Annotated in this window: 15 protein-coding genes; 10 read left to right on the forward strand and 5 right to left on the reverse strand. The window is 67.2% G+C overall.

Features of this window, described 5'->3' with window-relative positions:
* Positions 1–97: 97 nt before the first annotated feature.
* From QM572_RS19005 to QM572_RS19025, 5 genes are all read right to left on the reverse strand, one after another.
* Entirely contained in the window at positions 98–559 is a 462-nt protein-coding gene (locus tag QM572_RS19005) for a hypothetical protein (RefSeq protein ID WP_415095546.1), read from the reverse strand.
* Positions 550–1557 carry a hypothetical protein gene (locus QM572_RS19010; protein ID WP_415095547.1) on the reverse strand — a complete coding sequence of 336 codons (1008 nt, stop codon included), beginning with the start codon at positions 1555–1557 and terminating at the stop codon, positions 550–552. Before QM572_RS19010 ends, QM572_RS19005 begins: the two co-directional genes overlap by 10 nt.
* Before the next feature lie 92 nt (positions 1558–1649).
* Positions 1650–2768 carry a hypothetical protein gene (locus QM572_RS19015; protein ID WP_415095548.1) on the reverse strand — a complete coding sequence of 373 codons (1119 nt, stop codon included), beginning with the start codon at positions 2766–2768 and terminating at the stop codon, positions 1650–1652.
* A gap of 398 nt (positions 2769–3166) precedes the next feature.
* Positions 3167–3520: a DUF86 domain-containing protein gene (locus tag QM572_RS19020; protein ID WP_415095549.1), complete on the reverse strand. Its 354-nt coding sequence runs from the start codon at positions 3518–3520 to the stop codon at positions 3167–3169.
* Complete coding sequence (locus QM572_RS19025; RefSeq protein ID WP_415095550.1) at positions 3517–3813, reverse strand: nucleotidyltransferase family protein; 297 nt, start codon at positions 3811–3813, stop codon at positions 3517–3519. The genes QM572_RS19020 and QM572_RS19025 overlap by 4 nt, the downstream gene beginning before the upstream one ends.
* Positions 3814–4430: 617 nt before the next feature.
* Between QM572_RS19025 and QM572_RS19030 the strand changes: the two genes are divergently transcribed.
* The 10 genes from QM572_RS19030 to QM572_RS19075 form a co-directional block, all read left to right on the forward strand.
* The gene (locus tag QM572_RS19030; RefSeq protein WP_415095551.1) at positions 4431–5060 is read left to right on the forward strand and encodes a GntR family transcriptional regulator; all 630 of its coding nucleotides are present in this window, start codon (positions 4431–4433) and stop codon (positions 5058–5060) included.
* Between the two features lie 49 nt (positions 5061–5109).
* Positions 5110–5793 (forward strand): fumarylacetoacetate hydrolase family protein, encoded by a 684-nt coding sequence (locus QM572_RS19035; RefSeq protein ID WP_415095552.1) that lies wholly within the window; start codon positions 5110–5112, stop codon positions 5791–5793.
* Positions 5790–6695, forward strand: coding sequence for a polysaccharide deacetylase family protein (locus tag QM572_RS19040; RefSeq protein WP_415095553.1), 906 nt, complete (start codon positions 5790–5792; stop codon positions 6693–6695). The genes QM572_RS19035 and QM572_RS19040 overlap by 4 nt, the downstream gene beginning before the upstream one ends.
* Positions 6692–7453: a hypothetical protein gene (locus QM572_RS19045; RefSeq protein ID WP_415095554.1), complete on the forward strand. Its 762-nt coding sequence runs from the start codon at positions 6692–6694 to the stop codon at positions 7451–7453. The genes QM572_RS19040 and QM572_RS19045 overlap by 4 nt, the downstream gene beginning before the upstream one ends.
* The gene (locus tag QM572_RS19050; protein ID WP_415095555.1) at positions 7450–8712 is read left to right on the forward strand and encodes a flavin-dependent oxidoreductase; all 1263 of its coding nucleotides are present in this window, start codon (positions 7450–7452) and stop codon (positions 8710–8712) included. The genes QM572_RS19045 and QM572_RS19050 overlap by 4 nt, the downstream gene beginning before the upstream one ends.
* Complete coding sequence (locus QM572_RS19055) at positions 8709–9485, forward strand: ABC transporter ATP-binding protein (RefSeq protein WP_415095556.1); 777 nt, start codon at positions 8709–8711, stop codon at positions 9483–9485. The genes QM572_RS19050 and QM572_RS19055 overlap by 4 nt, the downstream gene beginning before the upstream one ends.
* Complete coding sequence (locus QM572_RS19060; protein WP_415095557.1) at positions 9482–10288, forward strand: ABC transporter permease; 807 nt, start codon at positions 9482–9484, stop codon at positions 10286–10288. Before QM572_RS19055 ends, QM572_RS19060 begins: the two co-directional genes overlap by 4 nt.
* A 148-nt stretch (positions 10289–10436) precedes the next feature.
* The gene (locus QM572_RS19065; protein WP_415095558.1) at positions 10437–11486 is read left to right on the forward strand and encodes an ABC transporter substrate-binding protein; all 1050 of its coding nucleotides are present in this window, start codon (positions 10437–10439) and stop codon (positions 11484–11486) included.
* A gap of 163 nt (positions 11487–11649) precedes the next feature.
* Positions 11650–12309 carry a FadR/GntR family transcriptional regulator gene (locus QM572_RS19070; RefSeq protein WP_415095559.1) on the forward strand — a complete coding sequence of 220 codons (660 nt, stop codon included), beginning with the start codon at positions 11650–11652 and terminating at the stop codon, positions 12307–12309.
* 134 nt (positions 12310–12443) lie between these two features.
* Positions 12444–12875: hypothetical protein (locus tag QM572_RS19075; protein ID WP_415095560.1), on the forward strand; the 432-nt coding region annotated here is incomplete at its 3' end.

Below are 12875 nucleotides of genomic sequence, written 5' to 3' on the forward strand. Positions count from 1 at the left end.
AGTCCCGATAGACCCTGATCACGTCCTCGCGGAACTCCCTGGGGAACGCCTTCGGCATGGTGCACATCCTTCCAGCGCCGGCTCCAACCGGCGCAGATCAGATGTCACCTGTCCGTACAGCAGTCCCGTCTTCGACCTTGAGCGCGCTGACGACGAGGTCCGTGAGCTCGGCGTCCTGGCACTGGCTGATGACCGCGCTGACGAGGGAGCTTCTCCCGCCGGCGTCGCCTAGGATTTCCTTGGCGAGTGGAACGGTCATGGCGCCGGTGTCGATGCACTTGCTGATGAGGGGGCCGCACGCGCGACCCAGTCCATGGTCCAGCGCGGCGCGCAGCCAACGCTCGGGGTTGGGGCGCGTGGAGAGGCGGCTCATGATGATCCAGGCAGCTGAGCTGTTCTTGACCATGGCGAGGTCGGCGTCGTGGCCTGCTAGCCACGTCATGATGACGCTGGGCGGCTGCTCGATGTAGGCCTCAAGTGCTTGGTCGAGTTCCGCGTCTCGGATACGGCGGTCCTCTTGCCAATCGTGGGCGAAGTCGCGCTCGGCGGTCAGTGCCACGAAGAGCGCATCTGATTCGGCGAGCTTGATGCCGAGGCTGGAGGCTTCGCGGTTGAAGAACGCGCGCATCCCTGGGGTGGCGACTCGCGGGGCGATGGCTTTGGCGATCGAGACTGCGACCCGTCGTGCCGCGATCTTTGCCCTGAATTTAGGACGCTGCCGAATGGCAAGGAGTAGCCGCTAGCGACGTGAGCCCATTTGCTCATGGCTTCGATGAGGTCGACGAGCTCCTCGTTCGAGGTTAGGGCGATTCGCCTGTCCAGCTCTGGTTCAAGCGCGGCGAACATGGCGTCAATGTCTCCTTCGACCCAGGTAAAGGATTGCAGGACGAACGAGTTCACCTTCTCGGGGCTCATGTAGTTGCCGTCGAAGGTCGGCTGGAGGACATGACATGCGAGTTTGAGCCAGACGTGGTCAGGCAGATCTTGGGCTTGGTCGCACGCCATTGCCGTGCAGAGGTGCACGATGGCTGTCGAAGTGGGGAAATCTCCGGTCGTGGCGTCCTGGACGTCCTCAACCACCGTCTTGATGGGCGTCACGTAGTCCCACCCGCGTGTGGCCAGTTGGGTCAGTGAGTCGAAGAAGAGGGCGACGTGTTCGGTCTTCTCTGCCTGAAGTGAGTCGGCGACGCGGGCGGCGAGGATCTTGGTGGCGGTGACGGCGGCTTGTTCATTGTCCCCTTCGGCGGCGTCGTGCACTGCCTGCTTGAGGTACTCGAAGACGACACGTGTGCACTCAAGGTTGATGAGAGCGTAGGTGCGCAGGAGTTCGTCACCCTCAGGGCCTAATCCTAGGTAGGTCAGGACGACGAGAAGCTCGGCCGCGGGGGGCACCATCGGCTCTTCAGCGCCAAGCAGCGCGGCGTAGATCTGCATTTGCAGGATGCCTGGGAGAAGTTCAGGCAACGCGGCCTTGATGTCGCTGAGACGTACGGCGGTCGCCCGGCCGGAGAAGTACACATCGGCCACGATGCTCGCTGCGATGGTCCGGGGAACCACGCGGTAGGAATTCTCGGACGTTCGCCCGTCGGCGGAGTTCCACAGTCGGTTACGGCGAACATCCACAAGTCCGGCGATTGCGACCGAGCGGATCAGCTCCTCGAACTGCGTGGGGCTGAGTTCGAATAGCTTCGCGATGGAGCGGGTTTGATCCTCGTTGGCGTCCCCGACAAGGGCAATGGCTGCGAGCAGCTGGATGGCCTCAGATGGTGCTTTGGACCGGCGAAGGAACGCCCGGATCTGGTCCCTGAGCGCTTGTCCGGTCCATACGGCTTGCCAGGCGCCTTGCTGGACGAGGAGGTCTGCGGGATGCCTCTTTCGCGAAGGAGGGTCCCGATTTCCTCCACGGTAACGAGGTCTACCTCAAGGTCGAGTGCATTCGGAAGGTGATCGGCGACGCTTTCCATCTCGTGGGGCCAGCAGGTGACTGCGACGCGAAACTTGAGGTTCTCTGCGTGCCGAGCATGTAGGAGGTGTCCCATGTCGTCGGTTCGGCCGCCGGCGTCGTCCACGACAACTAGCGTTGGCTTTGCGGTAAGGAGGTCGTCGAGCAGTCGCCCGGGTGCGGTGTTCGGTTCGAGGAACAGTGCGCCGGGCAGCCGTCCGGCGACATGGCTCTTGCCGGCTCCCGGGACGCCCCCGAGGATGAGATCCTGGCCGGAGTTCTCGGCTCGGTCGAGGAGTTCGTCGCGGCCGACGGTGGGGAGCTGGTGCTCGTCCGGGCGTGCTCCGCGGGGTGAGCGGGAAAGGCTGAACGCGCCGCCTTCGATGTGCAGAATCTTGCGGCGCCAGTCGGGTTCATCGCGGAACGCTTTGGCGAACCATGGGCGGTCGTAGACCTGAATGAGCTCGCACCTGAACTCGTGGGCGATGGCGGTCAACTGGATACGCTTTTGCCGGTTTACCTCGGCAAGGTTCGCAGCTACGACCTGATCGACGCGCTTGTTGTGGTCTCGGGCCGACTCAAGGCTCCCGCGCAGGCTCTTCTTGGCGCCTTCCCAGGTGCGGGATGAGGTGATAATGAGGCCGAGGACCTGACCGTTCGGTCTGACGAACTCGGCGTCAAGCCCGTGATCGGTTCCGCCTGTGACGGGAACGAGACCTGGGTAATCGTGCCCGATTAGTGCGGCCGCGCAATCCTCGAAGTCAGATTGCTGCAGGCGATAGCGGGTGTCGTCTAGACGTTGGTCGATGCGGTCGAGCAAGTTCACGATCGGGGCCAATTACCTCTCTCTGTGCCGCTTGGACAGTCCGAATGTAGCGAGGTGGCACGATCTGCGATCGCGCGCCGCAAGGTGACAAGCTCAATCGTCGCGAACGCCGCGGTTAACGAACAGTCACCGAAGCCTGGTGCGAAGCGGTGCCCTGCGTGTTCGTAGTTTGTTCAACTATGCCTGTTCGCACGCGTCAATCTGGGCGGAATGGAGTTCTCGAGGGTGCTGACGCCGACTGGTGAGGCCATTGGACTGGTGGCGGGCACGGGATCGTCAGCTGTCCGACGAGCACCACACGTGGGACGAAGCCGTAGGGGCCGAGCATCGGGCGTCCTCCCCAAAGGTGAAATGCCGCATGATCGCCCCGGGTCACGGACTAGAGACGTATTCGGGCGTCACACAGAGTGGCCCAACAGAGTCTGGATGTGCTTAACATCGCGCGGCAGGTCCTCGGTCAGCGCCCGCCACACGATTCGATAGTCGATGAAGCCGTATTGGTGCGCGACGACGTTGCGCATCCCCTTTATCTGACGCCACGCGACCTCGGGATGCGTGGCAGTGAATTCGACAGCCAATCGCGAGACGGCCTCGCCGACGCGGTGCAGCAGTGCCTCCGCAACGAGCTGCGTCGGACGATCCGCGCGGAAGTGCTCCTCGCCGTGGGTGACGACGTACCCACGCAACTCGGCGGCGAAGCCGACGATGTCCTGAAGTGCCTGCGCAGTGCGTTCGTCGAGCGGGTCGCTCATACCGCGACGACCGGTGCGATCTTCTCAATCCCGGCAGCACCATCGGAGATGACGTCGACTTCGACGCTGAGGAGCTCCCGCAGTTCGTCAGCGAGAGCGATCTGGTCGTAGAGGCTCGCCTCGGCTGCGAAGTGGACGATGAGATCCAAGTCCGATGCGTCAGTGTCGGAGCCGGTGGCGACCGAACCGAAGACCCGGACGTTGGTCGCGTGGTGGCGCGCGGCGACGGCCAGGATCTCCTCACGCATTTGCGCAAGGACATCCGAGGGCCGAAGACCGTGCGAGATGCTCATGAGTCCAGCGTAGTCGCTCCAGCGGTCGAGTCTGGAGTGTCGAAGCGGCACGCCGGACGTCCGCGACGTGTCACGTATTTGGCACGGTTCGCGACAACCAGATCCGCCCGAACCGCCCGAGATGCACCGAGAAGGTCACGTAGAGTGGCAGCATCGATGTCGGACTTGTCCGGCGTTTGCCCTGTTCAGAAGCGGGATTGGCCGCGCTTCGCCGAATTGGCCCGAGAAACGACGAGCCGGTGCGGCGGACGTGCCGATTCAGGGGGTCAGGGGTTCGAGTCCCCTCACCTCCACCCGGTGCACGAGGTTCAAACACCGGTCCGAAGAGATGCGGGCCGGAGTTTGGACCTCGTGTGATTTCCCGGCCCGTGGCGGCTGATCAGCCGCCGCACGGCGCTCTCGCGCTCATGGCCGCGTCGTCTGGCGATCTCTCAGGCTTATGGGTCCCTCCGGTCCTCGGCCGACGTACGGCGCCCGACGGTGGACGTAACAGCCTCATGTCGCCTTCGTAAAAGTCTCGTACTGCCCCTGGTGCTCAAAAGAATACAACGTATACGTTGCGTACATGGAAGACTTCGTATTCCTTACCCCGCTTGCCTGGACGCTAGGAGCGATGAGTGAACGCTGTCGAGACGACCTATCGCTCCCTGTGGCAGATGATCGTGGATGGGGCGTTCGCGCCGGGGCAGCGGCTCAAGGAGCCCGACCTGGTCGCCGAGCTGGGGGTGAGCAGGACCCCGTTGCGAGAGGCGTTGCGCGCGCTGGGCTCCGACGGCCTGGTGACGCTCTCCGGGCGGGGCGCGATGGTGTGGCTGCCCTCCCTCGACGAGGTGCGCGACCTGTACGCCTATCGAGCAGTGTTGGAGGGCTTCACGGCGGAGGTGGCAGCTCGCCGGAACGCGGCGGGGGAAGTGGCGCCGTCGCAGCTTCGGCGGCTCCGGGAGCTGATGGACGAGGTCGAGTCGGCAGACGGGTCGGGACGAGTGACCGCGAACGTGGCCTTCCACACACAGATCGCCGAGTTGTCCGGCAACGTGAACGCGCAGCGGTCGTTGTCGCGCGTGTGGGCGCAGATCGCGGTCGTCAGCAGCCAGAACTTCCACACTCCCAGCTGGCCGGAAGCTGCCTTCGAGGCACACCGGCGGATCGTGGGTGCGATCGAGCAGGGCGACCCCTCCGCGGCCGCACGAGTGGGACGCGAGCACGTCGAGCAGGCGGCGTCGGTCTACAGCCACATGGACTGCTGACTCCCGCCGCGGGCACCCCACGGGCCACGGCGAGTCGCGGAGGAGTCCGATGACCGAGCTGTGGGCCCTTCCGCGCCCCTCGCTTGCCGTCGTGGGCAGCGACGACCGCTTCCCGGTTCGACGCATCTACTGCGTCGGCCGCAACTACGTCGACCACATCAGGGAGATGAAGGAGGGCGACGAACGCGACCTTCCGTTCTTCTTCCAGAAGCCCACCGACTCGCTCGTGGAGTCCGGCGATGCCGTGCCGTACCCGCCGCAGACCGCCGATCTCCAGTACGAAGGTGAGCTCGTGGCGGCGATCGGCGCACCGGGGGCGGACGTCTCGTTGAGCGACGCGACCTCGATCGTCTTCGGCTACGCCGCCGGCATCGATCTGACCCGTCGCGACCTGCAGCGAGACGCGGTACGCGCCAGCCGTCCCTGGGAGATGGGCAAGTCCTTCGACCACAGCGCCCCCTGCGGACCGATCACCCCGGCCGCCGGCGTGCCCGGCATCGCTGCCGGTGAGCTGGAGCTCACGCTCAACGGCGAGCGGAGGCAGGCCACGAGGCTCGACCTGATGATCTGGAAGGTTCCCGAGATCATCCACCACCTGTCGCGGCAGTACCGGCTCGAGCCGGGCGACCTGATCTACACGGGCACTCCCGCCGGAGTCGGCCCTGTCCGCGCCGGCGATTCGATCGTCGTCTCGATCACCGGGCTCGCCCCGCTGGAGGTGACCGTCCGATGAGTGCGCCGGAGACCGCGAGCCACATGACCCCGCTCGACCGGATCGCGTACGACCCGATCAGCAAGCGCGCGACCCTGAGCCTTCCCGACGGCAAGAGGGTCGCCGTATGGGTCATCGTCAACATCGAGGAGTGGTCCATCCACGAGACCATGCCGCGCACCGTGCTCACCCCGCCTGCCGGAGGTCAGCCCGTGCCCGACATCCCCAACTGGGCTTGGCACGAGTACGGCAACCGGGTCGGCTTCTGGCGGCTCCTCCACATCCTCGACTCGCTCGCGATCAAGGCGGTGCTCGCCATCAACGGACGGGCGGTGGACGCGTATCCCGACATCGCCGAGGCGGCGATCGAACGCGGATGGGAGTTCATCGGCCATGGCCTGACCCAGAAGAACATGCAGAGGGTCGCCGACGAGGCCGACGACATCGCCAAGACCACGGCCGCCATCGCCGCCGCCACGGGACGGCCGCCCCGGGGGTGGCTGGGACCGGGTCTCACCGAGACGTGGGAGACCCCCGATCTCCTCGCCGAGGCAGGCTACGAGTACGTCTGCGACTGGGTCCTGGATGACCAACCGGTCATGCTGACGACCCGCGACGGCGGAGCGATCGCATCGGTGCCCTACACGCAGGAGTGCAACGACGTCGCGATGATGCTCATCCAGCACCATCCCGCGGGTGAGTACGAGCGGCGGGCCATCGACCAGTTCGACCAGCTTCTGGCCGATGCCGAGTCGGCCGGCTCAGCGCGCGTGATGGCCCTGGTCGTGCACCCCTACATCATGGGCGCGCCGCACCGGGCGCGATACGTCAAGGGAGCACTCGCCCACATCGCAGGCTCCGACGGCGCGGTCTTCATGACCGGCGAGGAGATCCTCGACTGGTATCGGACGGCTGCGCGATGAGCACCTCGCCGATCCTCGGAGTCCTGATCCCCTCGACCAACACCACGGCCGAGCCGGAGTACCATCGGATGGCGCCGCCGTCCGTGAGAGTGCAGACCGGCCGGATGTTCGTGCGGGACACGAAGATCAGTGACGACGCGTCGTACGTCGATCTCACCCGCCAGATGGCCGCTGAGGCTGAGCCCGCCGCCCGTCTCCTGGCCACCGCCGAGCCCGACCACGTCTCCTATGGCATGGCCGCGACCAGCTTCATGGGCGGCGCGTCCGCCGATCAGACGCTGCGAGAGCGGCTGGAGGACCTGTGCGGCTGTCCCGTCACCAGCGCGCCCCAGGCCTTCCTCGCGGCCTTCGCGGAGCTCGGCATCGACACGATCGCCGTGCTCAGCCCGTTCCAGCCGGCCGTGGAGGCCGAGGTGGCCGGCTACTTCAAGGATGCCGGCGTCGACGTGGCCGTGATGGACAGCTTCCGGCCGCCGAGCACCACCGAGATCGCTCGCATCGGAGACGTCCGGATCGAGGCGGCCCTCAGGGGCGCCGACCGCCCGACCGTGCAGGCCCTGGTCCAGCTCGGGACGAATCTTCCCGCCGCCGGCTTCGCGCCGCGTGCGCTCGCCGAGCTGGGCAAGCCGTTCCTCCACGTCAACACCGTGATGCTGTGGCACTCGTTGCGCCGTCTCCACCGCGACGATCCCGGCGTGCCCACCATCGATCTTCCCGCACTCCCGACGGCGTGGGCCTCGGCGGAGGACCGGCCATGAGCCGCGACGAGAGGATCGTCATCGTCGGCGGTGGCATCGCCGGGCTGACGCTGGCCCTCCAGCTTCACCAGCGAGGCATCTCCTGCCGTGTCTACGAGGCGACACCCGAGTTCCGTCCTCTCGGGGTGGGAATCTCGCTCCTGCCCCACGGCGCCAAGGCACTGATCGAGCTGGGTCTTCTCGACCGGCTCGTCGAGCGCGCCATCGTGTTCCAGGAGTCCTACTTCTTCACCTCGCGCGGGCAACTCGTCCATCGCGACCCCGCGACGTCGGAGTTCCCGCAGTTCCTCATCCACCGCGCGACGCTGCACGAGATCCTCTACGAGGCGGTGGTCGCTCGACTCGGAGCTGATGCGGTCGTGCTCGGACGGTCCTGCACGGGTGTCGTCGAGGCGACGGACGGAGCCACGGCGACCTTCGTCGACACCGTCTCCGGGGCGGAGGCCGAGGCTCAGTCCGGCCGGGCGGTGATCGCCTGCGACGGCATCCACTCTCGCATCCGCGCGCAGCTCTATCCCGACCAGGGCGAGCCGGTGTTCTCGGGCGTCAACATGTGGCGGGGGATCACGGTCCACCCGCCGATCCTGTCGGGCGGCGGCCATATCCGCGTGGGCACGGTCGAGCACGGGAAGATGGTGATCTACCCGATCCTCGACGACATCGACGCCGCCGGCAATCAGCTCGTCAACTGGGTCGCCGAGATCCGCCAGGAGCAGGCCGGCCCCGCCGCCTGGAACGTCCCCGGCCAGATCGCGGACTTCATCGAGCCCTTCCGGGACTGGGTCTTCGACTGGCTCGACGTCCCCGCGCTGATCCGCGAGGCCGACATGATCTGGGAGTACCCCATGTCGGACCGCGACCCGGTGGATCGCTGGGCGTTCGGCCACGTCGCTCTCGTGGGAGATGCCGCCCATCCGATGATTCCCCGCGGCAGCAACGGCGCCATGCAGGCCATCGTCGACACGGTCGCTCTCGCCGATGCCCTTGTCGCCGAGAGCGATGTCGTCGCGGCGCTCGCGCGCTACGAGGGCGAGCGCAGGGATGCCGTCAACGCGGTGGTCCTCAAGAACCGCGTGACACCCCCGGACCACCTGATCGAGGTGGTCGAGGAGCGTACGGGCGGTGGGCTCTTCGCGGCAGTCGGCGACGTCATCTCGCCGGACGAGGTGACCGCCATCCTCAACAGCTACAAGACCGCCGCCGGCTACAGCAGAGCCGCACTCGCGGGCGAGCGCGCGCCGAAGGAGCAGACCTCATGACCGCAGCGATCTCGGTACGCAACCTGGGCAAGGTCTACGAGACCAAGAGCGGGCTCGTCGAGGCCGTGAAGGACGTCAGCTTCGACGTCCGGCGCGGCGAGTTCGTCTCGCTCGTCGGACCCAGCGGGTGTGGCAAGTCGACGATCCTCCACATCGTCGCGGGACTGCTCGACCACACCGGCGGCTCGGTCGAGGTCGCGGGCGCACCAGCCCGCTCGGGTCGGCGCGACGTCGGCATCATGCTCCAGCGGCCGGTGCTGATGCCGTGGCGCTCGGTCCTCGACAACGTCCTTCTCCCGGCCGAGCTGTTCAAGCTCGACAAGAGGACGGCGCGAGCGCGAGCGGAGGAGCTCCTCGAGCTGGTCGGGCTGGAGTCCTTCGCGCATAAGCACGTCTGGGAGCTCTCCGGTGGCATGCAGCAGCGAGCGTCGCTGGCCAGAGTGCTGGTGGCCGAGCCCGACATACTCCTGATGGACGAGCCCTTCTCGGCACTGGACGAGTTCACCCGAGAGCGTCTCAACGCCGAGCTGGCGAGGTTGCACGAGAGCCTCGGACGCTCCTCCCTCTACGTCACCCATCACATCTCCGAGGCCGTCTTCCTCTCCGACCGCGTGGTCGTCCTCAAGCCGCGCCCGGGCGAGGTCGTCGAGATCGTCGAGGTCACGATCCCGCGGCCTCGTCAGATCCGATCGATCACGTCGCACGAGTCGACCGAGCTCGCGGCGAGCATCCGCGACCTCCTCGGCTTCCGCGACCAGGAGGCGAGCGCATGATGAACGCCGGAATCAGTGGGACGACCAAGGGCCGCCGCCTGCGGACGATGCCCCTCCTCGCACAGGTCGGGTGGCCGAGCCTCGCCGTCGTCGTCCTCGTCCTGCTGTGGGAGGCGGTGTCGCGTGGCGGGCTCGTCGACGAGACCACGGTCCCGCCGGCCTCCGAGGTCGCGAAGGCGCTGTGGGATCTGGGTGGGGAGTCCTACTTCTGGTCCGCCACCCGGATCACCGTCCAGGAGACGCTCGCCGGCTTCTTCGCGGGAGTGATCGCGGCATGGATCCTGGGGACCCTCATCGGGGTGTCGACCCGATTCCGGCTGGCGTTCTACCCACTGATCGTCGCCTTCCAGATCATGCCCCGCATCGCGTTGGCGCCGCTCTTCCTGACCTGGTTCGGCTTCGGCATCACCTCCAAGATCGTGATGGCGGCGACGATCTGCTTCTTCCCCGTGCTGATCGGCGTCATCGTCGGCATGAACACCGTCGACGCCGATGCCCGCACCCTGATGCGCTCCCTCGGAGCATCCCGCTGGGAGACGTACCGAAAGCTCTCGCTGCCCTCCTCGCTCCCGGTGATCTTCGCTGGCATCAAGACCGCCATGACCCTTGCTCTCATCGGAGCGGTCGTCGGAGAGTTCGTCGGCGCGTCCGAGGGGATGGGCGTCCTCGTCGAGACCTTCAACCAGCAACTCCAGGTAGCCGAGGGATTCGCGGTCATCCTGGCTCTCTCGGCCGTCGGGCTCGTTCTCTACGCCCTCACCGAGCTCGCCGAACGGAAGCTCATCTTCTGGGCCGGCCACTAGGGCTCGACCGCACCCCTCTCGGAGCAGTCTCCGGCCGCAACGACGCGACCCGATGCAGGGACCTCAGGCGACCTGGCCGAGGCATGCCCGCACCCATCCCATCCATCCCACCCATTCCGATCTATCGAGCTCGTGAGGAACGAACACGATGAAACATGCACCCAGCAGGATCGCGGCGGCCGCAGTCGCCGTCATCTCCATGACGTCGCTCGCGGCGTGCGGAGGAACGTCGGACTCATCGGAGGGCAAGGCCGGCGACGGCAGTGTCTCGGTGATGTTCCCCTTCCCCGACTCGATCATCTGGACCGGCTACGAGGTAGCGCGCTCCTCGATCTACCCCGAGCTCGGCCTCGAGCCCACGACGGTGGCCGGCAGCGGCAACTCGTCGACGATCCAGCAGCTCGCCGCCGGCAAGATCCCCTTCGCCGTCTCGGGAGCGGCCGAGCTGATCACCGCGGCCTCCCAGGGGCGCGACCTGGTGGGCATCGCCAACCTGAACGCCGATCTCTTCAGCATCCGCGCCATGGCGGGCTCGGGAGTCGCTTCCGTCGAGGATCTGAAGGGCAAGAACCTCGGCGTCCCCTCGATGAGCGACGGCGTCATCCCGCTCGTCAAGGCCGCGCTCGCCAACGCGGGACTCGAGGAGAACGACGACGTCAAGCTCGTCGTGGTCGGCGACGCCGGCCCCGCCGTCGCCCAAGCCCTGAAGAGCCACAAGATCGACGCCCTCGCCGGCGCTGTCCCCGACGTCGCAGCCATGGCTGCGTCCGGTGTCGAGCTGACTCCGATCCTCTCCGACGAGTTCTCGAACATTCCGTCCAACGAACTCGTCGTGACACGCAAGACGCTCGACGACCCCGAGGCGCTCCAGCAGGCGATCGACTTCGCGGCCGGCTGGTTCGCCGGCGTTCTGGCCGCCGAGAAGGACCCCACGGGCTCGCTGGAGGGCATCTGCGAGCTCGTTCCCTCCAACTGCGAGGACGAGGAGACGGCCCGGAGTCTCTTCGACGCCGCGGTCGAGATCCAGACGGGGCCGGCCGAGGCCGCCGGCCGCCACGACCTCGCGAAGTTCGAGACCGTCCGCGACATGATCCTGGGTGACACGGTCCCGGATGCCGGGAAGGTCGACCTGGAGAAGGTCTTCACGAACGACTACGTCTCGAAGATCCAGGAGGCCATGGCCAAGGTCGGGGCCTGAGACGTGGGAGGAGGAGGGTCCCGCCGGTCGGACCGGCGGGACCCTCGCCGTCGCTCGTGGGACGGCTGGCATGCGGGCGAGCGACTCGCGCGGCCACGCGGGCCGGATCACTAGGCTGAGCACCGCCGCCCGGAGAGGCGGCAGAGCGGACGGAGGAGGTCGCGTGTCGGGGACGCAGCGAGCGCGGGTGGCCGACGAGCTCCTGACGGCGATCAGGTCGGGGAGGTACGCCGCCGGCGAGCGACTGCCGGGGGAGCGCGGTCTCGCGGAGTCGTACGGCGTGTCGAGGCCGGTCGTCCGGGAGGCGCTCGGCATGCTCGCCTCGCTCGGCCTGGTCGACATCCAGATGGGGCGCGGGGCGTTCGTGACCTCACTCGACGTCGCCGAGCAGTCCCGCGGCGCCCAGCGCTCGCTGTCCGATCTCTCGGCGATGCGCGAGGTGCTCGAGACCGGCGCGCTGGCGACCGGCCGGCGACACGGCGTGAGCCCCGCGGCCGGTGAGAGGGTGCGCTCCGCGCTGGCGGAGCTGGAGCGGGCGGTGAGGAGCGGAGCCGCGACGGTCGACGCCGATCGCGCGTTCCACCGGAGTGTGATCGCGGCCTCCGGGTCGACCTCCGCGGTGAGGACCTGGGAGGAGCTCACCGCCCAGCTCGAGAGCGTCGTCGAGATCCGTCCGGCGAGCGAGCCCATGGGTTCGCGGACCCTCGGGCTGCATCGTCAGCTGGCCGGAGGGGTGCTCGGCGACGACCTCGACGCCGCGCTCGCTGCGTGCCACGAGCTGCACCAGGACTACCGCGAGTTCCTCCAGAGACTCCTCGGCTAGCGAGCCGACCACGCTGGTGGCACGTCGGCTCGCCTGCGATGGACACGAACGCAGTCTGTGACTACATTGCCCTTGTGGTCATACCGGTAATACCAGTTGGTGTCGACGCGCGGAAGCTGCCGGGCAGCTCCGCCATGACGCCCGTCGAGGTGCTCGAGGCAGCGCGTCGCCACGGGTTCGGCGGCGTCTTCTTCCGGACCATCCTCGACCTGAGCCCGCAACTGGACGCAGGAGAGCTGAGGGAGATCCACGAGCGTGCCGAGGACCTCGGCCTCTACCTGGAGACCGGGCTCGGCAAGGTCAACCCGTTCGCCACCCCCGAGACGCCCGAGCTGCGGGCGGCCGGGGACGGGGACATCCTGCTCGGCTTCCGCCGGATGATGGAGGCGGCCGCGCGGATCGGCTGTCGCGAGCTGTGGGCGGCGACGGCCACCTACCAGCTCGGCTACGGCAACCGCTTCATCTGGGACCGGTTCCGCACGGACGCGCCGTGGCCGGAGCAGCTGGAGGCGACGTACCGGTTCCTGGTCTCGCTGCGCCCGATCGCCCTCGACCTCGGCTGCCAC

Origin of the sequence: Nocardioides sp. (genome assembly GCF_047607365.1) — a bacterium.
GTDB lineage: Bacteria > Actinomycetota > Actinomycetes > Propionibacteriales > Nocardioidaceae > Nocardioides.